Source organism: Sphingobium fontiphilum (assembly GCF_014196635.1).
GTDB lineage: Bacteria > Pseudomonadota > Alphaproteobacteria > Sphingomonadales > Sphingomonadaceae > Sphingobium > Sphingobium fontiphilum.
In genome coordinates, this window is record NZ_JACIEB010000006.1 from 198,059 (window position 1) to 220,181 (window position 22,123).

The 22,123-nt window shown below is 66.1% G+C and carries 20 protein-coding genes and 2 tRNA genes; 8 read left to right on the forward strand and 14 right to left on the reverse strand.

All coding sequences use genetic code 11. The features are described 5' to 3' along the window. Positions 1-69 precede the first annotated feature (69 nt). From GGR44_RS13360 to GGR44_RS13395, 8 genes are all read right to left on the reverse strand, one after another. Positions 70-948, reverse strand: a complete 879-nt coding sequence (locus GGR44_RS13360; protein WP_183956032.1) for a CheR family methyltransferase — start codon at positions 946-948, stop codon at positions 70-72. Continuing rightward, positions 945-2,027 carry a chemotaxis protein CheB gene (locus GGR44_RS13365; RefSeq protein WP_183956033.1) on the reverse strand — a complete coding sequence of 361 codons (1,083 nt, stop codon included), beginning with the start codon at positions 2,025-2,027 and terminating at the stop codon, positions 945-947. The genes GGR44_RS13360 and GGR44_RS13365 overlap by 4 nt, the downstream gene beginning before the upstream one ends. Before the next feature lie 48 nt (positions 2,028-2,075). Beyond that, a complete protein-coding gene (locus GGR44_RS13370) occupies positions 2,076-2,441 on the reverse strand; it encodes a response regulator (protein WP_183956034.1) in 366 nt (121 codons plus the stop codon). Between the two features lie 91 nt (positions 2,442-2,532). Beyond that, the gene (locus tag GGR44_RS13375; RefSeq protein ID WP_183956124.1) at positions 2,533-2,964 is read right to left on the reverse strand and encodes a chemotaxis protein CheW; all 432 of its coding nucleotides are present in this window, start codon (positions 2,962-2,964) and stop codon (positions 2,533-2,535) included. A gap of 3 nt (positions 2,965-2,967) precedes the next feature. Then, the gene (locus GGR44_RS13380) at positions 2,968-5,349 is read right to left on the reverse strand and encodes a chemotaxis protein CheA (protein WP_183956035.1); all 2,382 of its coding nucleotides are present in this window, start codon (positions 5,347-5,349) and stop codon (positions 2,968-2,970) included. A 195-nt stretch (positions 5,350-5,544) separates the two neighbouring features. Continuing rightward, positions 5,545-5,619 (reverse strand) — tRNA-Glu (locus tag GGR44_RS13385). A 101-nt stretch (positions 5,620-5,720) separates the two neighbouring features. Continuing rightward, positions 5,721-7,487: a single-stranded-DNA-specific exonuclease RecJ gene (recJ, locus tag GGR44_RS13390; RefSeq protein ID WP_183956036.1), complete on the reverse strand. Its 1,767-nt coding sequence runs from the start codon at positions 7,485-7,487 to the stop codon at positions 5,721-5,723. Positions 7,488-7,702: 215 nt separating this feature from the next. Continuing rightward, a complete protein-coding gene (locus GGR44_RS13395) occupies positions 7,703-9,310 on the reverse strand; it encodes a putative bifunctional diguanylate cyclase/phosphodiesterase (RefSeq protein WP_246344652.1) in 1,608 nt (535 codons plus the stop codon). A gap of 7 nt (positions 9,311-9,317) precedes the next feature. Between GGR44_RS13395 and GGR44_RS17110 the strand changes: the two genes are divergently transcribed. Continuing rightward, entirely contained in the window at positions 9,318-9,443 is a 126-nt protein-coding gene (locus GGR44_RS17110; RefSeq protein WP_281374273.1) for a hypothetical protein, read from the forward strand. A 41-nt stretch (positions 9,444-9,484) separates the two neighbouring features. On the opposite strand, the gene GGR44_RS13400 is transcribed toward GGR44_RS17110, so the two are convergent. The 3 genes from GGR44_RS13400 to GGR44_RS13410 are packed head-to-tail and all read right to left on the reverse strand — an operon-like array spanning position 9,485 to position 11,935. Further along, on the reverse strand, positions 9,485-10,033 hold the full coding sequence (locus GGR44_RS13400; protein ID WP_183956038.1) for a Smr/MutS family protein: 549 nt from the start codon (positions 10,031-10,033) through the stop codon (positions 9,485-9,487). 7 nt (positions 10,034-10,040) lie between these two features. Beyond that, positions 10,041-11,282, reverse strand: coding sequence for a murein transglycosylase A (gene mltA / locus GGR44_RS13405; protein WP_183956039.1), 1,242 nt, complete (start codon positions 11,280-11,282; stop codon positions 10,041-10,043). Further along, on the reverse strand, positions 11,279-11,935 hold the full coding sequence (locus GGR44_RS13410; protein WP_183956040.1) for a Tim44/TimA family putative adaptor protein: 657 nt from the start codon (positions 11,933-11,935) through the stop codon (positions 11,279-11,281). The genes mltA and GGR44_RS13410 overlap by 4 nt, the downstream gene beginning before the upstream one ends. Positions 11,936-12,140: 205 nt before the next feature. Here GGR44_RS13410 and secB point away from each other — a divergent pair, with 205 nt between their 5' ends. The 6 genes from secB (at position 12,141) to GGR44_RS13440 (ending at position 18,875) form a co-directional block, all read left to right on the forward strand. Beyond that, entirely contained in the window at positions 12,141-12,641 is a 501-nt protein-coding gene (gene secB, locus GGR44_RS13415; RefSeq protein ID WP_183956041.1) for a protein-export chaperone SecB, read from the forward strand. A 72-nt stretch (positions 12,642-12,713) separates the two neighbouring features. Beyond that, entirely contained in the window at positions 12,714-14,300 is a 1,587-nt protein-coding gene (gene murJ / locus GGR44_RS13420; protein ID WP_183956042.1) for a murein biosynthesis integral membrane protein MurJ, read from the forward strand. Between the two features lie 8 nt (positions 14,301-14,308). Continuing rightward, a complete protein-coding gene (gene trpS, locus GGR44_RS13425; protein WP_183956125.1) occupies positions 14,309-15,313 on the forward strand; it encodes a tryptophan--tRNA ligase in 1,005 nt (334 codons plus the stop codon). Positions 15,314-15,523: 210 nt separating this feature from the next. Continuing rightward, entirely contained in the window at positions 15,524-16,189 is a 666-nt protein-coding gene (locus GGR44_RS13430) for a DUF4136 domain-containing protein (protein ID WP_183956043.1), read from the forward strand. Between the two features lie 149 nt (positions 16,190-16,338). After that, the gene (locus tag GGR44_RS13435; RefSeq protein WP_183956126.1) at positions 16,339-17,616 is read left to right on the forward strand and encodes a dicarboxylate/amino acid:cation symporter; all 1,278 of its coding nucleotides are present in this window, start codon (positions 16,339-16,341) and stop codon (positions 17,614-17,616) included. Between the two features lie 32 nt (positions 17,617-17,648). After that, complete coding sequence (locus GGR44_RS13440; RefSeq protein ID WP_183956044.1) at positions 17,649-18,875, forward strand: YceI family protein; 1,227 nt, start codon at positions 17,649-17,651, stop codon at positions 18,873-18,875. A 6-nt stretch (positions 18,876-18,881) separates the two neighbouring features. Here GGR44_RS13440 and GGR44_RS13445 read toward each other — a convergent pair whose 3' ends face one another. The 3 genes from GGR44_RS13445 to GGR44_RS13455 form a co-directional block, all read right to left on the reverse strand. Continuing rightward, the gene (locus tag GGR44_RS13445) at positions 18,882-19,226 is read right to left on the reverse strand and encodes a low molecular weight protein tyrosine phosphatase family protein (protein ID WP_183956045.1); all 345 of its coding nucleotides are present in this window, start codon (positions 19,224-19,226) and stop codon (positions 18,882-18,884) included. After that, positions 19,223-21,094 carry an ABC-F family ATP-binding cassette domain-containing protein gene (locus GGR44_RS13450; RefSeq protein WP_183956046.1) on the reverse strand — a complete coding sequence of 624 codons (1,872 nt, stop codon included), beginning with the start codon at positions 21,092-21,094 and terminating at the stop codon, positions 19,223-19,225. The genes GGR44_RS13445 and GGR44_RS13450 overlap by 4 nt, the downstream gene beginning before the upstream one ends. Before the next feature lie 65 nt (positions 21,095-21,159). Continuing rightward, positions 21,160-21,246: transfer RNA gene (locus GGR44_RS13455), tRNA-Tyr, on the reverse strand. A gap of 109 nt (positions 21,247-21,355) precedes the next feature. Here GGR44_RS13455 and rlmB point away from each other — a divergent pair. Next, entirely contained in the window at positions 21,356-22,096 is a 741-nt protein-coding gene (rlmB, locus tag GGR44_RS13460) for a 23S rRNA (guanosine(2251)-2'-O)-methyltransferase RlmB (protein ID WP_183956047.1), read from the forward strand. Positions 22,097-22,123: the final 27 nt, after the last annotated feature.

A 22,123-nucleotide genomic window follows, 5' to 3' on the forward strand; every position in this document is an offset into this window, starting at 1 on the left:
CGGCGGCTCGATGCGCCGGAAGCCGACCATGGCCGAGAGCGGGCAGCCGATCAAGCAGGATGACAGGGTTCAGCCCGTGCGGCGCGTACCCGCCGATCCTTCCAGCATGATGGGCAGGCGGCGGCCATAAGCGCCCCTGAAAGCGGGATGGGCCATGAAGTCGTCGCTCTGCCCGATCACCGTTTCGCCCGCGCCCAGCAACAGGACTCCATGATCATGCGTGTGGCGGGACAGAAGGTCGAACACCTTGCGCCGCCTGTCCGCCGAAAAATACAGCAGCACGTTGCGGCACAGAACCAGGTCGAACAGGCCGTGGGGGGCATGAGGAGCAAACAAGTTGTCGGCGCGAAAATCGATCATATGGCGCAGTTCGTCGGAAGCCTTCCAATCGTCGCCCGACGGTTCAAACCATTTCAGCAGATCGCCGATCGCCAGCCCGCGCTGCACATCCATCTGGCAGAAAACGCCGCTGCGCGCCTGCTGGATCGCGGCGGTGGAGATATCGGTCGCCAATATCTCGATCCGCCAGCCCTTCCACCGGTCGGCATCCTTGCGGATCTGCATGGCCAACGAATAGGCTTCCTGTCCGGTCGAACAGCCCGCACTCCAGATGCGCAACACCCGGTCCCGCTTGCGCTCGTGCAGCGCGGGCAGGATGTCTCGATACAGCATGTCGAAAATCTGAAGGTCGCGGAAAAAGCTGCTTTCATTGTTCAACAACGCGTTGACGACGTCGTCTTCCAGCGCGGCGTCGCGCGTCGTCAGCAGGCGCGCGATCAGCGCGTCAATGCTGGCGAAGCCATGGGCGCGCAACACTGGACGCAAGGCCGTGTCGGTGCGCCAGGAACGATTTTCCGACAATGTCTGGCCCGTCCGCGCCTCCAGCAGGCTGTTCAATACCCGGCTGACGCCCTCGCGCGCCGCTCCCTCCTCTCGACGCGCGATCATAGCGATGCCTGCTGCGCGCGGTGGGCGATGAAGGGCATCATGCTTCCCGGCTCCATCAAGGCGCAACTCAGGCCCGCTTCAGCCACCGATCCGGGCATGCCCCACACGACGCTGCTGTCCTGATCCTGCGCCACGACGCAGCCCCCGGCCGCCACGATGCGACGCGCGCCCGCCGTGCCGTCGCGCCCCATCCCGGTCAGCACGATGCCGACCGATCCGCCGCCATAGACGTCAGCCATCGACGCGAACATGGGGTCAACGCCAGGCAGGTTGCCGATCGGCGTCTTTTTGGGGTCGAGCATGATGCACACCCGCCCCTGAAGCCCGCGCCGACACAACAGGCTGGCGTCGCCCGGCGCGACATAGACCGTGTCGGGCATCAACAGGTTGCCCTGTTCGGCCACGCGCACGGGCAGCGAAGTCATGCGGCCCAGTTGCTGCACGAAATAGGGCGTAAAACTGAGCGGAAGATGCTGCGTCACCAGCACCGGCACGCCTGGCGCCTCCGTCAGCCCCGCGAAAAGCTGTCCCAGCGCATGAATGCCGCCGGTCGAGGCGCCAATGCCGATGCAGGCCACGGGGGCGCTGCCCAGTTCGGCGATGGGCCGCATGACCGGAGGGGGCAAGGGATCGGGACCGCATGCCGGATCGAACAGACGGGCCAGCCGCTCGATCAGCGCCTGGGGGAATTGCTGACCAAAACTGCCGCTGCCCGGCTTGGCGACGATGTCGCTGGCGCCCAGTGCAAGCGCCTCCATCGCGGGCGCGCTGCCTTCCTCGCAATGGCCCGAAAGGATGACGATCTTTGCGCCCGGCTGCTGCGCGAGCATGGCTGGCAAAGCCGCAAGCCCGCTCAGTCCGGGCAGTTCGATGTCGAGCAGGATGAGATCGACAGTCTCCGCCTTCAGATAGGTGAGCGCATGTTCGGCCATGTTGGTCTTGTGCGCCACCAAGAAGCCGGGCTCGGCCGACAATATCCGGTCGATCACCGTGCGGACAACAACAGAATCGTCCACCACCAGAACGCGCACGGGGCCTTTTTCAGCCGTAGCGATCGGGAGTGACAGGGAAGGCGACATGACGGGGGACTTTCCGGGAACTTTGGGGGGAAGGCGGAAGGTCCGACGCTAGATCACCCCGACAATGGCGAGTTTGCTCTCAAGCGTTTCACGGTCGAAGGGCTTCATCATATATTCGTCCGCCCCCGCTTCGACCGCGGCCTTGATATGGCCGATGCCGTTTTCGGTGGTGCAGAAAATGATCTTGGGTCGCGCCTCCAGCTTGGCCGTGGCCAACGCCTCCAGAAATTCCATGCCGCTCATCACCGGCATGTTCCAGTCAAGCAGGACGACATCGGGCGCGCCTGCCTCGCACTGGGTCAGAGCATCCTGGCCATCGACGGCTTCGCTGACCGACAGGTCCAGCGACTCCAATATGTGGCGGGCGACCTTGCGGATCACCTTGGAATCATCGACGACGAGGCAGTTTTTCATTTTGCTTCCCTTTGATGTGTCGGCTTCGACAACCCCGTGATGCTAACGAATAATGTTAAGCGATTGGTAAATGCCGATGGCGTTGCGGCGCTCAGGCCGCCTGCGGCCAGACCCCGGCTTCGACGAAACTGGACAGGGTGACCAGCAGACAGGCGCCCGCATCGCCATCGACCAACCCCCTCGCATAAGGGCGCCATTCCGGCGCGATCTGGCCGCGCAGCGGCTGTGGCCCGCCATCGACGGCGTTGATGTCGGAAACGCCATCCACCATCAGCCCATAGCTGTGGCCGCTGATATTGGCGATGATCGCCAATCGGCGCTGATCGGTGGGGGTGGCATGGCCATGGATCAGCGCGGCGATGTCGATGATCGTCAGCACGCGGCTGCGTAGCGCCGAAAGCCCGGCGACATGCGACGGCATGCCCGGCACGGGCGCGATTTCGGTCAGCTTCACCACCGCCTCGATCTCGTCAGTGGCGATGGCGACGCGGGTGCCCGCAAGGGTGGCGAAGAGATAGCTGATCCGTCACAGGCCGTTCCTCCGTCCCCCGGCAGCGGCGATCGCCGCCATCAGGCCGTCAAAGTCATAGCGGTAAATGCTGGCGTCGCCCGGCCCGACAGGTCGCGGCGATGTGCGCAACCGGACAACCGGCCTGCCGGTGAGCTCGGCCGCCGCGCCCGCATCGGCGCTGGCGCACAGAATGATGTCGCCACTGTCAGGCTGTTCGCCCATCGGTAGGCCCATCGCCACCTTGTGCCCAGCCTGCCGCAACAGCGGCGCCAATATCTCGCGCGTCCAGCCATCGTCGGCATCGGCCAATATGCAGCGGCCAACCGCGCAATCGCTGATCGGATCGGTCGGCAACGACGCGAACAGCGCGAAGGGATTGACGACCTCCAGATGTTCGCCTTCGATCAGGGCGACGCCGCTGACCATGCCGTGCATGGCGACCATGTCGGGCGTCACCGGCATGTCGACGATGTCGAGCACGGCGGCGACCGGATAGCAGGCTTCGCTGACCCCGTCGCGCAGGCGCAGCGCCGTGACCAGCGGCGTGTCGAAGCGATGCTGACCGTTGACCACCGGCACCAGCCGCCCGTCCAGCCGCACAAAGGCACGCCCGCCCGAACGGCCAAATTGCGAACGATCTATATCCTCCACACGTTCGATCATCGACAGTTGCAACAGGCGCCGTTCGCCGGAAATCTCCTCGAAACGCAGGGCTGCAACCGTCTCTTCGCAGGCATCGCCATTGGCCCGTTCGGCCTTGTCGCGTACGGCGCGATCATCGACGATGGTCGGCAGATCCATCGCCTGCGCCAATCCGCCGGCGTCCAGCAGCAGCATCGGTCGGCCATTGTCGGGCAGGGTCATGCCCGCATAAACGCCCGTCGCCATCACCAGCGGCGACGCGGGACGAATGACCAGTTCCTCATGGTTGTCGACCGCCGACACGCCCAGCGCATAGGGTGTTCCGGCGGAAGATCGCACCACCATGATGGCGCGCGGCCCCGGCTGGTTCAGCACAGGCAGGCCCAACACGTCCTCCAGGTCGATCATCGAATGACGGACGCCCCGGATGGTGGCGACACGCGCGCCGCCGACCGAATCGACCGACAGCATTTCATTGTTGTCATGCAGGATTTCGACAACGGCTGACCGTGGAATGGCGAAATGCTGCCCCCCTGCCCGCACGATCAATCCCGGGATGATGGTCAGCGTCAACGGCACGCGCAGGATGATCGTCAGTCCCTTGCCGGGATGGTTGTCGAGCGCGATGTTGCCGCCGATGCGTTCGATATTGGCGCGCACCACGTCCATGCCGACGCCCCGCCCGGACACGGCTGTGATCTTTTCCGCGGTCGAGAGGCCAGCGTGGAAAATGAGCTCCAGCTTTTCGGCCTCGCTCATCCGGCCAGCGGCTTCAGGGGTGAGGCGGCCGTCGCCGATCGCCTTGTCGACCAGTCGGCGCGTATCGATGCCCGCGCCGTCGTCGGCAATTTCGATCACGATCTGGTTGCCCGACTGCCGCGCGGCGAGCTTCAACTGGCCGACTTCCGGCTTGCTGCGCGCGCGGCGGCGCTCGGGCGTTTCAATGCCATGGTCAATGCTGTTGCGCACGATGTGGGTGAGCGGGTCGACGACCATTTCCACCATCTCGCGGTCCATTTCGACGTCGCCGCCCTCCAGCGTCAGATCGACGCGCTTGCCAAGGTCGCGGCACAGGTCGCGCACCATCCGCGGAATCGCCGCGAACAGGCGGTCGACGCGCTGCATCCGGGTCTTGGATATGGCGTCGCGCATGTCGGCGACACAACTGGAGAGCCTTTCGAAAGCGGCGTCCAGTTCAGGATCGGCGGACCGTTCGCGCAATTTGCGGGACAATTCGTTGCGCGCCAGCACCATGTCGGACACGCCGTTCATCAACTGGTCGATCAGCGACAATGGCAGGCGAATGGTGCGCGGCGCTGAACGCGGGGCGCCCGGTTGCGGTTGCGCCAAGGGCGCCTGCTCCGCCTCTGGGTGGGCGGCTTCGGCCTGACGCTCGGCCAGTTGCCCGATCAGAAAATCGTCATTTTCATTCGGCAGCGCCGTGCCGGTCGCGACCGCCTCCGTCAGTTCACCGATGCGGTCCATCACCGCCAGGACCGCACTGACGGTCGCAGGGTCCGCCCCGCGAGTCCCGGCGCGAATTTCCGAGAGGACGTCTTCGGCTGCATGGCTGAGCCGCTCGAAACGCGGCAGGTTCAGGAAGCCGCAACTCCCTTTTACGGTGTGAAAAAAGCGGAATATGGCATCCAGCCGGTCGCGGTCGGCCGGGTCGGCTTCCCACGCCACGACTTCGCCCGCCAGGGCTTCCAGCGTTTCCTGCGTTTCGGAGATAAATTCCTGAAGTAGCTCGTCCATGCCCCGGATCCGATCAATGCGCGCAGCGGCACCTTTGCGCAGGCATGGTTAAGGCAGGGTAAAGGGCGCAGGCGCATGACACGCAAAATGGTCGAACAAGCCTGAACAGAAATCGAAAAATCAGCTAAGGACGTTTCCCCAACCCGCTTGGGGGAACTTTAAAGGCTCCGGCAAAAAAACCACCTGAATTCAAGGTGGTGACCCCTACGGGAATCGAACCCGTGTTTCAGCCGTGAAAGGGCCGCGTCCTAACCGCTAGACGAAGGGGCCATGAGGCAGCGCGGCAAGCCGCAGTGCATCGGAGCGAGGGGCGCTTTACGGGCAGACCGGCGAACGGTCAACCCCCCGCGCTGGGAAATTGCTCAATCAGATCAATCGACCCAGGCGGCATCGTCCAGATGCAGTTCCGCCGCCGGTCGCGGCCCCCAATCGTCGATCTTGGCGCGGCCCGCCACCCACAGGCGCCGGTCGCGCGGCGCCCCCAATATCGCCTGACCCAGCTCGCTTTCCGCCTGGCGAAAGGCGATGGTCTTGATCGAGCGCCCGTCGTCGCCCGCCATGATGGCGCGCAAATGGCCGTTGCCGACCACATCGGCCTTGATCACCCGCATCGGTCCAGCGGCCACGCGCGGCGCGGGCCAGCCCACGCCATAGGGACCGCCCGCCTCGATCGCGGCGACGAAATCGGGGTTTACGCCAGCGGGGGCCAGCACCGCGTCGATCAGCAGGGCGCGATCATCGCGCGCCTTCGCGACCGCCGACGCCAGCCGCTCGTCCAGAAAATCGCCCAACGCCTCAACCTTGCCCGCCGCCACGGTCAACCCCGCCGCCATGGCGTGGCCGCCGCCTGCGACCAGCAGGCCCATGTCCCTGGCCGCCAGCACCGCCGCCCCCAGATCGACGCCGGAGATCGACCGGCCGGAACCCTTGCCGACGCCATCTTCATCCAGAGCGACGACGATGGCGGGTCGTCCGGCCTTTTCCTTGATCCGCCCCGCGACGATGCCGATGACGCCGGGGTGCCAACCCTGCCCCGAAACCAGCACAACGGCGCGATTGCCCTGCGCCGCCATCAATGCTTCGGCCTGTTCCTGCACGATCGATTCGATGGCGCGCCGTTCTTCGTTCAGCCGGTCGAGTTCAGCCGCGATGGCGGCCGCTTCCGCCGGGTCAGCGGTGGTCAACAGGCGCACGCCCAGATCCGACTTCCCCACGCGCCCGCCCGCATTGATCCGCGGCCCCAGCGCAAAGCCCAGATCATGGGCCAGCGGCGCGCGCGACAGCCGGCTGGCGTCCATCAATGCGGCAAGGCCGATATTGGCGCGCGCCGCCATCACCTTCAGCCCCTGCGCGACAAAGGCGCGATTGAGCCCGCGCAGTTGCGCCACATCCGCCACCGTGCCCAACGCGACGATGTCGAGCAGGTCCATCAGGCGCGGTTCGGGCCGGGTCGCGAACCAGCCCCGCCGCCGCAATTCGCGCAGCAAGGCCGCACCCAGGAGGAAGGCGACGCCGACCGCCGCCAGATGACCGTGGACGGCCGCCTCCTCGCTTTCGTCCAGCCGGTTGGGATTGACCAGCGCCAGTGCGGCGGGCAGCGTGGTGGCGCATTTATGATGGTCGACGACGATCACGTCGACGCCCGCGTCACGCGCCATCGCCAGCGCATCGAACGCCTGCGCGCCGCAATCGACGGTAACGATGAGTTCGGCGCCCTCCCCCTGCAACCGGACCAGAGCCTCGCCCGACGGGCCATAGCCTTCCATCAGGCGGTCGGGGATATAGGGCCGGGCATGGAGGCCCAGGTCGCGCAACAACCGCACCAGCAACGCGGCGCTGGTCGCGCCATCGACGTCATAATCGCCGAATATCCGCACATCCTGCCCCCGCTCGACGGCATCGGCCAGCCGTGCGGCGGCGGCATCCATGTCGCGGAAATGGCTGGGATCGGGCATGAAATGGCGGAGGGTCGGGTGGCGATGCGGCTCCACCTCCTCGCGCGAACAGCCGCGCGCCATCAGCAACTGGGCAATGAGGTCATCGGGCCGATAGCCCGGTTCGCGCGCGTCAGCGCCCTGCCCGCGCCAATGCCAGGGCTGGCCCATGATGGATCGGGTGACTTTGAGAGCGATGGCCATGAACGGCGTTTAGCGCGCGGGCATGACGGCTGACAATGGCGCAGGGAAGAAGCGGTCGCCTCAGAGTTTGTCTCGAAATGCGCTTGTCGCGCTTCCGCACCGGCCTCACCCCCACCCGACCTCCCATCCAGGATACACTTTGTGGGCGGTCGGGTGGGGGTGAGGGCCGGTGCCGCATCCGAAATGCGCTCTCCCGCGCATTTCGAGACAGGCTCTCACACGCTGCGCAAGGCTACCGCCTGTCGGCCATAGCGGCCCAGATAGTCCGCTTCATTCATGGGACGGGCCAGATAAAAGCCCTGAAACTGGGTAACGCCCAGCACGCGGAGAAGATCGATCTGTGCCTGGCTTTCGACGCCCGCGACCACGACCTCCAGCCCCAGACCGTGAACCAGGCCGATCACCGCGCCGCAGATGGTCCGGGCCTCGGCGGAAGAAACGATGTCGCGCACCAGGCTGCGGTCTATCTTGACCCGGTCGACGGGCAGATCCTTCATTCGCGACAGGTTGGAATAGCCTGTGCCGAATTCGTCAATGGTGACCCGCACGCCTTCACCGCGCAAGGCCCGCAACTGGCCGAGCACGCGGGTGGGCAGATCCATCCCGATCGATTCGTTCAATTCCAGTTCCAGCATCGCTGGCGGCGTCTTGTGGGTCGCCATGGCGTGGCGCAGCCGCATGAAGAAATCGGCCTGCGCCAGTTCGCGGCTGGAAATGTTCATCGTCAAACGCTGCGCCACGCCGCGCCGCGCCCATTGGGTCGCCGTTTCGCAAACATGCCCCATCACCCAGTCACCCAATGCGATGATGACGCCGCTTTCCTCCGCGAGGGGCACGAAAGCGCCGGGCATCACCATGTCGCCACGCCCGGGATGAACCCAGCGCACCAGCGCCTCCGCCGCCACCGCGCGGCCCGACACCACATCGACCTGAGGCTGGAATTCCAGCATGAACTCATTACGTTCGAGCGCCAGCATCAGATCGCGCTCCATCTCGGCGCGATCAGACGCCTCCAGCGCCAGCGCCGGGGAGAACATCTCCGCCCGTCCCCGTCCTTCCCGCTTGGCATGATACATGGCGATGTCGGCCGAACGCAGCAGCGCGGTCAGATTATCGCCATGGTCGGGATATGCGGCGATGCCTATGGACGCGCCCAGGCCGACCTGCTGACTGCCCAGATCGAACCGTTCGCCCAGGGCGAACTGGATCGCGCGGGCGATGCGCGGCGCAGCGTCGGCGTGGGGCAGATGGGGGAAGAACAAGGTGAACTCGTCGCCCGCAAGGCGGCCGACAATCCCGTCGCCCATGCCCTGCGTAACCTGCGCCATCACCACCTCGCGCAGGCGGCTGGCGACGCGGGCCAGCAACTGGTCGCCCGCCGCATGGCCCAGTGTGTCGTTGATCGCCTTGAACCCGTCCAGATCGAGGAAGAACAGCGCCGCTGGCGATCCGTCATCCCGGTCGGCCAGAATGCGCTCCACCTGCCGGCAGAAGCTGGTGCGATTGGCAAGGCCGGTGACCTGATCGAACAGGGCCAGCGCCTGCACATGGTCCAGATTGGTGCGAACCTGACTGAACAGGCTCTCCAGCGCGATGCCCAGTTCGGGCATCTCGCGGCCAATGCTGGCTGGAATCGGCGATTGCAGGTCGCCATGGGCGGCGCAGATCAACCGTTCGGTCGCGTCGTCAATGGCCGCGGCTGTGGTGGCGACGGTCCGCTGGGTCGACGCCCAGCTCATCGTGCCGCATAAAATGGCGATGATGAGGGACCGGCCAACCGTCAAAAGGTCGTCTTCGCCGCCCGCGCCATAGCCCAGGACCAATGATAAGATGAAGACGAGTGCCCCGGCTCCTGCGGCAAATGCGGCGGCGCGGCTCGTCAATGTCACGCCCTGCATCCGCCCTGAATCCGCCTTTCGCGCCCTGATCGTCACCTATGCTGCCAACCATTTTTGAAGGAAGCTGGTTAATATTCCGTCAGTGGCGGGGCAGAAGCGTCAACCTTTTTTGCGGCGCAAGATGATGTAGAGCGCGCCGTCGCCGCCATGACGCGGATGGGCGACGCGGACGCTGGCGATGGCGTCGGCATGGGCGCTGCCATGCAGCCAGTGGCCGATTTCCGAGCGGATGGCGCCACGCTGGCCGCTGCCCATCCCCCCGTCGCGCGGCCGGGGCTTGCCGGTGACGACCAGCAGGATGCGCACGTCCTGCGCCCGCGCCTGCGCCAGCGCGCGATCAAGCCGGACATGCGCGGCTGAGAGGCTGTGCCCGTGAAGGTCGATGGCCATGTCGGGGACGAGCGTGCCGCCGCGAATGCGCTTTTCCCACCCACTGTCGAGCACCGGCGCGGGTGCGCGCGCCGGCCCGGGCGCAGGCTTTGACCTGGCCGTTGGTGTGGAGGCAGGCTTCGGAGGAGGCGCCGTTATGGACGGGGGTGGTGCGGCAGGCAGGGCGCTGAGCACGCGCCGGCCCTTGATCGGTCTGACCGTGCGCGCAACCGCGTCCCACAGAGTCTGTTCTTCGGGAGAAAGGCCCCGCCGCGCCATCGCCCGGTCAGCGCGCGGTCAACCGGGCATAGCTGCCGATGGGGAGCAGCAGCAACGCGCTGCCCCGCGCCGACATGCCGCCCGCTATGCCCCGCGCCCGTGCGCCCGCGCCCCAGAAGCTGTCGAACCGGTTGGCGCCCTTGATCGCGCCGCCGGTGTCCTGCGCGATCCACAGTCCATTGGGTTCGGCCCGGTCGAGCGACAGGATGACGGGCGCGCCCAGCGGCACATATTTGGGATCGGCGGCCAGGCTCGTCTCGCCCGTCACCGCCACGCCCATGGCGCCGATGGGGCCGGAGCCGGTCAATTCACGGAAAAAGACGAAGCTCTTGTTTTCGTTCATGATCGCCGCGCCCTCGGCGGGGTTGGCGCGCAAATAGGCCATGATGTCCTGCATCGACCCGGCCTTGATCAGCCCGCGATCCTTCATCAGCTTGCCGATGCCGGTATAGTCGCGGCCATTCTGCCCGTCATAACCGATGCGCATGACGCCGCCGTCGGGGAGGTTGAGCCGACCGCTGCCCTGGACCTGAAGGAAGAAGAATTCGATCGGATCGGCGGCATAGGCCAGTTCCAGCCCGCGCCCGGCAAGCGCGCCCGCAACAATCCGCGACCGTTCGTCATAGGGGACTAACTTGGCGCCGTCCACTTTGCCCCGGATCGTCCGCCCCTTCAGGCTGTCGCTGAACTGACCAAGGTCGACGTCGATCAGGTCAGGGGGGCGGCGATAGATCGGCACCTCGTAGCCTGGCTGGCGCACGCGCGACCCGGCGATTTCGGGCTCATAATAGCCGGTGACGAAAGCCGCGCCGTCACCCACCTGCACCGCTTCGAAATAGCGGGCGAAAAATTCGGCGGCGGTCGCCTCCGGCCAGCTTGCCACGGCCGAACAGGCGCTGTTCCAGTCGCTGCCGCGCGTGAGGCCGCTCTGGTCGGTGCGCCGGGTTAGCGAGGGGCAGGAGAGTTTGAAGGCGCGCAAGGCCTGCACCGCCTTTTCGCCGGACGGAACCAGTTCGGCAACGGATGGACCCAGGGTGACGCCAGCCGCCGCCGCCGTGCCGGGTTCCACCAAGTCGAGCGGCAATGGCGCGACAGGCAGCGTCGGCCGGGGCGTCGAGGGAACCGGGCGCGTAGCTTCTGGGGGAGGTGTCGGCGAAGGCGGGACCGACGAACCCGGCGGTATCATGCCGCCTGCGCAAGCCGACAGCCACAGAGCGCCGACAAGGGCGCCCGCACGACGGAAGATCATGCAGCCTCGTCGGTTTCGCTGAGCTTCCAGTTGGGGTCAGAACTGCGAATATCGCGGGTGAAGGTCCAGATGTCCTTGGTGCCGACCGCATCGGTCAGCGACCCGGCAACGACATTGCCGTCCTTGTCGCGGGTCACCGCGGCGATGTCCGCCTCGAACCGCAGGGCGACCTGCGCGATCCGGCCGTTGAGGCCAGCTTCGACGATCTGCGCCTTTTCAATGCGGACCACGCGGTTGTCGAGGGTCAGCCCCTCCGCCTCGCGCGCGTCGATGGCTTCGACGAAGGAGCCGAGCACATCGGCGTCGCACAGCCAGCCCAGTTCATCCTTGTCGCCGCGCCAGAAAGCTTCGAGCACCATGCGGTAGGCGCTCTGCGCGCCGTCCACGAATTGCGGCACGTCGAACGTGCGGTCGGCCGCGATCAGGGCGCGCACGCCCGCTTCAGCGCCCGGCGCGATCAGGCCGTCGGCAATGCGCACGTTGTCCGTAGCCACGTCCCCCGCCGCGCGGGGTTGCAGCACCGTCACCTTGGGCCGTTCATCCGCCGTCCGGGGCGCGGGCTGCTGTTCGTGGCCGGTGCGCTTGCCCAGCACGGAATAGAGCCGCAATGCCAGAAAACCGGCGACCATGGCGAGGATGACGATCACATACACGGGGGCGGGAACCCTTCTTTCGACCTTGGAAGGCTTAACATAGGCATGTTTGCCCGCAGATTCAAATGAACGATCATCCATTGGCGCCATGCCGGAGCCGAAGCGACGCCATTGCCCTGTCCTGCCCGCCCTGCTAAGCGCGCCGGTCATGTCGGCATCGACTGCCGCATGAAGCGACAACAGGGTATAGACAGGATTTTTCACGATGGCCGACGAGCCCGACACCATCACCGTTACGGCCCCCAATGGCGCCGATCATTCGCCCCAGATCGCGCTGATCAGCCAATATGTGAAGGATCTGTCGTTCGAAAATCCGAACGCTCCGGCCGTATATCAGTGGCAGGACCAGCCCAATATCGACGTGCAGTTCAATATCGGCGCCGACAAGGTAGGCGATGAAGTCATCGAAGTGTCGCTGAAGATCGAAGTGAAGGCCGTCGCGCCGCAGGGCACCGCCTTTGCCGTCGAACTGCTTTACGCCGCGCTGTTCGGGATGCGCAACGTGCCGGAAGACCAGATGCAGCCCTTCATGCTGGCCGAAGCGCCGCGCCTCGTCTTCCCCTTCGCCCGCCGCGTGCTGGCCGATGCTGTGCGCGACGGCGGTTTTCCGCCCCTGCTGCTCGACCCCATCGATTTCGGCGCGCTCTACATGCAGCAGGCGCAAGCGATGGCGCAGACAGCGGGCGAGCCGCTCGGCAACGCCTGACGCACCCTTCATGCCGTTCGCGTCGCCCGTTAGAATCTCTCCCGCGACGCGAACGGTCGAAAGCATGACGCCATGGGCCTGCTGAAAGCAACGTCCACCATCGGCGGCCTGACGCTGGTCAGCCGCGTGCTGGGCATGGTGCGCGACATGGCGGTCGCGCGCTTTCTGGGCGCGGGGCTGGCGTCCGACGCTTTCCTGATCGCCTGGCGGCTGCCCAACCTGTTCCGCGCCCTGTTTGCCGAGGGCGCCTTCGCCGCCGTCTTCGTGCCGATGTTCAACCGCACCATGGCGCAGGGGGATCAGGATCAACCGGGCAGCGGCAAGGCGGCGGCGATCGCCTTCGCCAGCCAGATCTTGTCGGTGCTTTTTCCGGTGCTGGTGGTCTTTACCGGCCTGATGATGGCGCTGTCCGCCCCTGTCGTCTGGGCGATGACCGGCGGCTTTCCCGATGGCGGCCCGGAAAAATTCGACCTCGCCGTCAACCTCACACGGATCACCTTCCCCTATCTGGCGCTTATCAGCCTGGTTTCGCTGCTGGGCGGGATATTGAATTCGCTCGACCGCTTCTGGGTCAACGCCGCCGCGCCGGTGCTGCTCAACATCTGCATGATCGTCGCCATCCTGTTCTTTCGCGGCGCAACCCCGGTCGAAACCGCCTATACGCAGGCGATCGCCGTCACCGTGTCGGGCGCGATGCAGTTGCTCTGGCTGATCTGGGCCTGTCGCCGCGCGGGCGTGGTGCTGCGCCTTGGCGCGCCGCGCCTGTCGCCGCCGGTCCGCCGCCTGCTGGCGCTGATCGGCCCGGCGGCGCTGGGGGCGGGCGCGATCCAGTTCAACCTGCTGATTTCCACCAGCCTCGCCGCCCGTTTCCTGCCGCAGGGCGCGGTCAGCTACCTCTATTATGCCGACCGGCTCAACCAGTTGCCGCTGGGCCTGATCGGCATCGGCGTGGGCACGGCGATCCTGCCCGCCTTGTCGCGCCAGATCGGTTCGGGTAATGAGGAAGCGGCCAGCCATACCCAGAACCGGGCGATGGAGCTGGCCCTGTTCCTGGCCCTGCCCGCCGCCGTGGCGCTGTGCGTGTCGGCGACGCCGCTGATCCGCGGTCTGCTGCAACATGGCGCCTTTTCCGCCGCCGATACGGTGGGCGCGGCGGGCGCGCTCGCCGCCTTTGCCGTCGGCGTCCCTGCCTATGTGCTCATCAAGGTGCTGACCCCCGGCTTTTACGCGCGGCAGGATACAAAGACCCCGGTGCGCGTCGCGGTCTTTTCCATGCTCTTCAACCTCGTCGGCAACCTCACGCTCATCTGGCCATTCGGCCATGTCGGCGTCGCCATCTCCACCGCCATCGCCGCCTGGGTCAATGTTCTGGTCCTTTACTGGCTGCTTCACCGGCGCGACCAGTTGCGGATGGACGCGCGGTTCCGCGCCAAGGGGCTGCGCATCGTGGCGGCCAGCGCGGTGATGGGCGCGGCCTTGTGGTTCCTCAATCCCTTGGTTGACCCGCACATGGCCGCCGGTCTGGTCGAACGGGTGGTAGCGCTTGGCCTGTTGTGCGGGCTTGGCGGTCTGGTCTATGGGGCGGCGGCCCTGATCTTCCGGGCCTATTCCCTTTCAGAATTGCGCGCGGCCCTGCGTCGCCCGCACAGAGCGAGTTGAACACAGACATGCGCGTCCTTTCCGGCATCCAGCCCACCGGCAGCCTGCACCTTGGCAATTATCTGGGCGCGATCCGCAACTGGGTGCGGATGCAGGACGAAATGGAGCCGGGCAGCCAGTGCTTCTTCTTCCTCGCCGACATGCATTCGATCACCGTGCATGAGGCACGCGAACAGCGCATCCGCAACGTCCGCGACATGGCCGCCGCGCTGGTGGCGGCGGGCATCGACCCGGATCGCAGCGTATTGTTCAACCAGGCGCGCGTGCCCGCCCATGCCGAGCTTTGCTGGCTCCTCAACGGCACCGCGCGGATCGGCTGGCTCAACCGCATGACCCAGTTCAAGGACAAGGCGGGCAAGGACCGCGAGGGCGCATCGGTCGGCCTGTTCGTCTATCCCGTGCTTCAGGCCGCCGACATTCTGGTCTACAACGCAACCCATGTGCCGGTGGGCGAGGATCAGAAACAGCATCTGGAGCTGGCGCGCGACATCGCCACCAAGTTCAACACCGATTTCGGCGTCGACCTGTTCACCCTGCCCGCGCCGATCATCCCGCGCGCCACCGCCCGCATCATGTCGCTGCGCGACGGCGCCAAGAAAATGTCGAAGTCCGACCCCAGCGACATGAGCCGCATCAACCTGACCGACGATGACGACGCCATCATTCAGAAGGTGCGCAAGGCCAAGACCGATCCCGAACCGCTGCCCGAATCGGCGGAGGGGCTGGGGGGTCGGCCGGAGGCCGAAAATCTGATCGGCATCCTCGCCGCCCTGTCCGGCGAAGCGCCCGACGCCATCTGCGCGCGCTTCGCGGGCCAGGGTTTCGGCGCGTTCAAGCCGGCGCTGGGCGAAGTGCTGGTCGAAACCCTGCGCCCCATCCGCACCCGCTTTCTGGAACTGCGCGGCGACGACGCGGCACTCGACGCCATCCTCGAAAAGGGCGCGACCAGGGCATCGGCCGCCGCCGACCCGACCCTGCGCGCCGCCTATGACGCGATGGGCCTGATGCGCTGAACCTGTCGACGGGCAAGGCCAGCCTGTCGAACAAAAAAGCAATGGGTGGCCACGGTTTTACCCCCGTTGCGGCGTCATAGCTGGGACGGGCGCGGCGCCGTTTTCGCCTTTCCTGTCGCAGCGTTCAAATCATGTTCAGTTGCGTTTTGCTATTGCAGAGCGCACACAACAGAAAAGGGTCGGTTCGGCCTGTTACGGGACTCGAAAAACATGATCGGTTTCAAGACGTTCGGATGGATGGCCGCGCCCGCACTGGCGCTGATGGCGCTATCGGGCTGCGCCGCGCCGTTCAAGGCCGATGTGGCCCGCTTCCAGCAATTGCCTGCCCCCGCAGGGCAAAGCTTCACTATCGTCGCCGACGATCCCAAACTGGCCGGCGGGCTGGAATTTGCCCATTATGCTGATCTGGTCGGCGAACGGCTGCGCCAGACCGGTTATGTGCCCGCCAGCGATCCCGCGGCAGCGGACCTGATCGTGCGCGTCGCCTATGAAGTCGACACCGGCAAGGAGAAGGTTCGCTCGACCGGCTTTGGCGGGGCCGGATGGGGTCCGGGCTGGGGGCCCGGCTGGGGCGGCCGTTTCGGCTATGGCGGCTATTGGGGCCGCCCATGGGGCTATGGCTTCTATGATCCCTGGCTGTTCGGCGGGGCTGGCTATGGCGACGTCACCAGCTACACCGTCTATTCGAGCGACCTGACTATGAAGATCGACCGCGCCGCCGACAGCCGCCGCCTGTTCGAGGGCAAGGCCAGCGCCCAGTCGCTGTCGAACAAGCTCACCTATCTGGTGCCGAACCTGATCGACGCCATGTTCACCAACTTTCCCGGCCAGAATGGCGAGAATGTGAAGATCACTTTGCCGCCGGAAAAACGCTGACCGGCAATATCCAACCGGCGTAGGCTCCCAGTCGCGCGCCAGTCTCGCCCGGCAATCATCCGATTGCCGGGCTTTCTTTTTGCCATCCGTCTTTTAGGGTGGGCAAAAATCGGGGGAGCGATGCCGACGATCCGGGGGAATTTCTGTCCATGTCGTTGACCGTCCGTATCCTCATCGCGCTGGCGCTTGGCCTCGCCATCGGCATAGCCCTGTCGGAATGGGGCGGCGCGCTGGATGCGCAGGCCATCGCCATCGCCCAGCCGGTGGGCAAGGCGTGGCTCAACGGCCTGCAAATGCCGCTGATCCCGCTGATCTTCGCGTTGCTGGTCACGGGCGTCGCACAGGCGACGCAGAGCGCGCGGGGCGGCGGCGTCGCCGGGCGCGCCATCGCTCTGTTCGCCGTGCTGCTGACCGGATCGGCGGCGGTGGCGGCCCTGATCGGCCCGCTGCTGCTCCACTGGTGGCCGGTGCCGTCGGGCGCGGTGGCGGCGCTTGCGGGCGCTGGCCCGGCCAGCGATGTGGGCGATGTGCGCCCTTCGGCCGAATGGCTGCTGGGCTTCATCCCCGCCAATCCGATCAAGGCCGCGAGCGAAGGACAAGTGGTCGCCGTGGTGCTCTTCGCCCTTGCCTTCGGCTTTGCGGTGACGCGGATCGCGCCGGGAGCGCGTGAAAGACTCAACGGTTTGTTCGCCGCGTTGGTCGACGCGCTGCTGGTGCTGGTCGGGTGGGTATTGTGGCTGGCGCCCATCGGCGTATTCGCGCTGGCGCTGGTCGCGGGCAGCCGGTCGGGCATCGCCACCGCCGGGGCGCTGCTCCATTATATCGCCTTCATCGTCATATTGTGCGTCGTCGTGACGCTGCTGCTCTACCCGATGGTGGTAATGCTGGGGCGGATCGCGCCGGGCCGCTTCGCCCGCGCCGCCTTCCCTGCGCAGGCCATCGCCTTTTCCACGCAATCCTCCATCGCCTCGCTGCCCGCGATGATCCAGGCGAGCGACGGCGCGCTGGCGGTGCGGGCGTCGACGCGCGCCATCGTGCTGCCGCTCGCCATATCGCTGTTCCGCATCACCAGCCCGCCCGCCAATCTGGGCGTGGCGCTGTATGTGGCGGCGATGAACGGCGTCGCCATCGGCCCGGCGCAGCTCGTCATGGGCGTGCTGGTCGCCGCCATCGTCAGCCTCGCTGCGGTCGGCCTGCCCAGCCAGATCACCTTCTTCACCACCACCGGCCCCATCTGCCTCGCCATGGGCGTGCCGGTGGAGGCATTGCCGCTGCTGCTCGCCGTGGAAACCGTCCCCGACATTTTCCGCACGGTCGGCAATGTCACCGCCGACATGGGCGTCACCCGTATCCTCGACCACTGGGGCGATGACGGGCAACAGTCCGTTTCTACCGGCGCGATGGACGGCGGCAGCATCGAGCCATAGATTGCGCGCCGCCCACGCAGGAGAACCCGCCCATGCCGCGTTACAGCCAGATCGCCATCGCCCTGCACTGGGCCATCGCCGCCCTGATCGCATTCCAGATCAGCGTGGGATGGGCGCTGGAGGATCTGGGCGCGCGCGGCTTTGCCCTGTATCAGTTGCATAAGTCCATTGGCATCACCGTGCTGGCGCTGACCCTGATCCGCGTCGCGGTGCGTTACTGGAAGCCCCGCCCCGCCCCGGTCGAGGGCGGGTGGCAGGGGGCGCTGGCCAAAGGCGTCCATGTCGGGCTTTACCTCTTCATGCTGGGCGCGCCGCTGACCGGATGGGCGCTGGTGTCGAGCGCGAAGGTGAAGGTGCCGACCCTGCTCTTTGGCGTATTGCCCCTGCCCCATTTGCCGCTGGGCGCGAACGCCCATGAAGCGGCGGAGGCGGCCCATGGCCTGCTCGGCTGGATCGGCGTGGCGCTGGTGATGCTCCATGTCGCCGGAGCGCTGCGCCACCATGTCCAGCTGCGCGACGGGCTGATGTGGCGGATGATGCCGGTGCGCTCGACCGCCTTGCTGTTCCCGCTGCCTGCGCTGGTGCCGCTGGGGCTGGTCGTCGGCAAGGCGATCCTGCCCGCCCCGGCCGCGCCAAGAGCCGAGCCTGCCGCGCCCGTCGGCAACAGCGCAGAAGCAGACGAAGCGCCCGTCGCCAATATCGCGGATGCGGACAATGCCGCCCCGCCCGTCGAAAATGCCGTTGCTGCCGTGGAGGAACCCATCGGCCCGCCGCCGACATGGGCGGTGCAACCGGGCGGCAGCATCGGCTTTGCAGTCGGCAATGATGGCGAGACGATCAAGGGCAGCTTCGGCAAGTGGACCGCCGCCATCGCCATGGACCCGGACCATCCCGAAAGCGCCGACATCCGCGTCACCATCGACATGGCGAGCGCCAGCGTCGGCGACGCCTACAAGGACGGGATGTTGCCGGGCGAGGAATTTTTCGCCACCGCCGCCCACCCGACCGCGACCTTTACGGTCAAGGGCGCGGAACGGACCGGCCCCAACGCCTACCGCGCTGCGGGCACGCTGACGATGAAGGGCGTGACCAAGCCCCAGACGATCCGCTTCACCCTGTCGGGCAGCGGCAAGATCCGCAAGGTCAGCGGATCAGCCAGCATCGCCCGCCTGCCCTTTGGCGTCGGCAATGGCGACAGTTCGACCGGGCTGGACCCGAAAGTGGCGGTGACATTCGCGTTCAGCGCGACGGCGGAATGAACTGGTTCAGCCATCGACCGGGCGGCTCATGGGCAGATAGCGCGCCATACGCGCTTCCAGCAGGCGGATGAGATCGGGGTCCATGAACGCATAGTCGTCCGGAATATCCAGGCAGACCATATGTTTGCCCTTCAGATGCGAACGAAAGCGTTTCTGGATCTTGCTCCGATGCGCACGTTCCATGACGACGATGGTGTCGGCCCATTCCAACGCCTCGCCGGTCAGCGGATTTTCGGCATCATGGTTGGTGCCGGCCGACGACACTTCCATGTCGCTTCGAGTAGAAAATATCTGTTCCGCCGTCGGGCTGCGCAGCTTGTTCTGGCTACAGACGAAAAGATAACGCTTCATCCCGCCTCCAACGCCGCGCCCGCCTCCATCCAGGCTTCCTCCGCCGCTTCCAGCTTCTTTTCGACCGCTGCGCGTTTCACCATCAGTTCGGACGTGGTCATCTTCGCTTCGGCGCCGCTGGCGCTTTTGGGGTCGAACAGCGCCGCGTCGATGCGGCGGCGTTCGGTAGCCAGGGTCGCCATTTCCTTCTCTGCGCGCGACAGGGCGTTTTTGAGCGCCTTCTGCTTTTCGCGCCATTCGGCAGCGGCGCGCTTGTCGGCCTTGCGGTCAACCTTGGGCGTGTCGCCGCCGCTGGCCGTGTTGCCATCACTCTTGCGCAGCACGATGGCGGTATAATCGTCGAGCGACCCGTCAAACGGTTGCGCCGTGCCGCCATCGACCAGCACCAGCCGGTCAGCGACCAGCTCGATCATGTGGCGATCATGGCTGACGATCACCACCGCGCCCGAATATTCGTTGAGCGCCTGGACCAGCGCTTCGCGGCTGTCGACGTCGAGATGGTTGGTCGGTTCGTCGAGGATCAGCAGGTGCGGCGCTTCCCGCGTGATGAGAGCCAGCGCCAGCCGCGCGCGCTCGCCGCCCGACATGGAGCCGACCTTCTGCGTCGCCCGCTCGCCCGAAAAGCCGAAACGGCCCAGTTGCGCGCGCACCGCGCCGGGCGTCGCCCCCTTCATCACCCGCGTCATATGCTCCAGCGGCGTGTCGGCGACGTCCAGTTCCTCCACCTGATATTGGGTGAAATAGCCGACATTCATCTTCGACGAGCTTTGCATCGCGCCCTCCATCGGCGCGAGCTGCGCGGCGATCAGGCGGGCGAGCGTGGTCTTGCCATTGCCGTTGCGGCCGAGCAGAGCAAGCCGGTCGTCAGGGTCGATGCGCAGGTTGACGCGGCGCAACACCGGCGTCTCGCCATAGCCCACCGCCGCCATGTCCATGGTGATGAGCGGCGGGCGCAGTTCGGGTGGGCTGGGGAAGCTGAACGCCAGCGTCGGGTCTTCGATGGCCGCAGCAATCGGCTGCATCCTCGCCAGCGCCTTGGCGCGCGACTGGGCTTGTTTCGCGGTCGAGGCGCGGGCGGAATTGCGGGCGACATAATCCTGCAATTTCTCGCGCTCCGCCTGCTGCTTGGCGCGCGCCGCCTCCTGCTGCGCCAGCCGTTCGGCCCGCTGCCGCTCGAATGCGTCATAGCCGCCGGGATAAAGGGTGATCTTCCCCCCTTCCAGGTGCAGGATATAATCGACGACATTGTTTAGCAGGTCGCGCTCATGGCTGATGACCACCACGGTGCCGCGATAGGCTTTCAGGAAATTTTCCAGCCACAGCGTCGCTTCCAGGTCGAGATGGTTCGACGGTTCGTCGAGCAGCAGCAGGTCGGGATTGGAAAAGAGCAGAGCGGCGAGCGCCACGCGCATCTTCCAGCCGCCCGAATAGCTGTCGAGCGGGCGGCCCTGCATCTCCTCGTCAAAGCCGAGGCCGACGAGTATGCGACTGGCGCGGGCGGGCGCGGTATAGGCGTCGATCGCGGTCAGTCGCTCATAGATATGGCCGAGGCGATCGGGGTCTTGCGTCGTCTCGCTTTCCGCCATCAGCGCGGCGCGCTCGACATCGGCGGCCAGCACCGTGTCGAACGGCGTCGCCGTGCCGCTGGGCGCCTCCTGCGCGATATAGCCCAGCCGCGTGCCGCGCGGCATTTCGCACGATCCGCCATCCGGGTCGATCTGGCCGATCATCACCTTCATCAGCGTCGATTTGCCAGCGCCGTTGCGGCCGATCAGGCCCACGCGGCTGCGCGGCGGCAATGAAGCGCCCGCACGATCCAATATGGTGCGCCCGCCCAGCCGCACGGTGATGTCGTTGATATTCAGCATGGCGCGCCGCCTAGCACAGCCGCACCGAATGCGCGCAATCAAAAATGCGGCGCTGGAAAGGGATATGGTGGACAGGGCTGGATTCGAACCAGCGTACGGGAAACCCGGGCAGATTTACAGTCTGCTGCCTTTAACCACTCGGCCACCTGTCCAGTGCCCTGACGCGTTTGACCGGAAAAAACTTCCAATCTTTGCGCTGGAGGCGGCTCAATGGCGAAAGGAGGCTTGCCTGTCAATGCCCCGATGTGAAATGAGCGCCAGATGAAAAGAGGTCATCGTTCCGCCAAGCCGAAAGGCATGCTGCCCCGCTTCTATGGCCGTCACGCCGTGACCGCCGCGCTGGCCAATCCGGACAGGGTGGTGCGCAAAATCTGGGGCACGCGCGAGGCGATCAATGCGCTGGAGCTGCCGCCGGTGCTGCCCATCGTCTATGCCGATGTCGCGGACCTTGGCCGCATGGTCCCGTCGGACGCGCCGCATCAGGGCATCGTGGCGGAGGTCGAGCCGCTGGACGATGTGTGGCTTGGCGACGTGCTGGAACAGGGGCAGGACGACAAGCGACCGGTGCTGGTGCTCGATCAGGTGACCGATCCGCACAATGTCGGCGCGATTCTCCGGTCGGCCGCCGCCTTCGACGCGCTGTGCATCGTCACGCAGGATCGCCACGCCCCGCCCGAATCGGGGGTGCTGGCCCGGGCCGCGTCCGGCGCGCTGGAGATCATGCCTTGGGTGCGGGTGGTCAACCTGGCCCGCGCGCTCGACGAGATTGCAGAAGCCGGCTACTGGCGCATTGGCCTGGATGGCGACGCCGGCGCCACGTTGGGCGATGCTATCGGCGAATCGCGCGTCGCGCTGGTGCTGGGGGCCGAGGGCGAAGGGCTGCGCCACAACAGCATGGCCCATTGCGACATTATCGCCAAACTGCCGATCAGCCCCCGTATGGAGAGCCTCAACGTCTCCAATGCGGCGGCGATCGCGCTTTACGCCGCAACCAACAGATAGGCGGCGGCAGACGGAGGAGGGGGAGGC

Coding starts and splice junctions, on each gene's coding strand:
- GGR44_RS13445 (WP_183956045.1), bottom strand. CDS start 19,226: ATGAAGCGTTATCTTTTCGTCTGTAGCCAGAACAAGCTGCGCAGCCCG.
- recJ (WP_183956036.1), bottom strand. CDS start 7,487: ATGGCCATCGCTCTCAAAGTCACCCGATCCATCATGGGCCAGCCCTGG.
- GGR44_RS13370 (WP_183956034.1), bottom strand. CDS start 2,441: ATGAAAAACTGCCTCGTCGTCGATGATTCCAAGGTGATCCGCAAGGTC.
- GGR44_RS13435 (WP_183956126.1), top strand. CDS start 16,339: ATGTCGTTGACCGTCCGTATCCTCATCGCGCTGGCGCTTGGCCTCGCC.
- GGR44_RS13380 (WP_183956035.1), bottom strand. CDS start 5,349: ATGGACGAGCTACTTCAGGAATTTATCTCCGAAACGCAGGAAACGCTG.
- GGR44_RS13400 (WP_183956038.1), bottom strand. CDS start 10,033: ATGGCGCGGCGGGGCCTTTCTCCCGAAGAACAGACTCTGTGGGACGCG.
- GGR44_RS13430 (WP_183956043.1), top strand. CDS start 15,524: ATGATCGGTTTCAAGACGTTCGGATGGATGGCCGCGCCCGCACTGGCG.
- mltA (WP_183956039.1), bottom strand. CDS start 11,282: ATGATCTTCCGTCGTGCGGGCGCCCTTGTCGGCGCTCTGTGGCTGTCG.
- GGR44_RS13365 (WP_183956033.1), bottom strand. CDS start 2,027: ATGTCGCCTTCCCTGTCACTCCCGATCGCTACGGCTGAAAAAGGCCCC.
- secB (WP_183956041.1), top strand. CDS start 12,141: ATGGCCGACGAGCCCGACACCATCACCGTTACGGCCCCCAATGGCGCC.
- murJ (WP_183956042.1), top strand. CDS start 12,714: ATGGGCCTGCTGAAAGCAACGTCCACCATCGGCGGCCTGACGCTGGTC.
- GGR44_RS13440 (WP_183956044.1), top strand. CDS start 17,649: ATGCCGCGTTACAGCCAGATCGCCATCGCCCTGCACTGGGCCATCGCC.
- GGR44_RS17110 (WP_281374273.1), top strand. CDS start 9,318: ATGAAGACGAGTGCCCCGGCTCCTGCGGCAAATGCGGCGGCGCGGCTC.
- GGR44_RS13450 (WP_183956046.1), bottom strand. CDS start 21,094: ATGCTGAATATCAACGACATCACCGTGCGGCTGGGCGGGCGCACCATA.
- GGR44_RS13360 (WP_183956032.1), bottom strand. CDS start 948: ATGATCGCGCGTCGAGAGGAGGGAGCGGCGCGCGAGGGCGTCAGCCGG.
- trpS (WP_183956125.1), top strand. CDS start 14,309: ATGCGCGTCCTTTCCGGCATCCAGCCCACCGGCAGCCTGCACCTTGGC.
- rlmB (WP_183956047.1), top strand. CDS start 21,356: ATGAAAAGAGGTCATCGTTCCGCCAAGCCGAAAGGCATGCTGCCCCGC.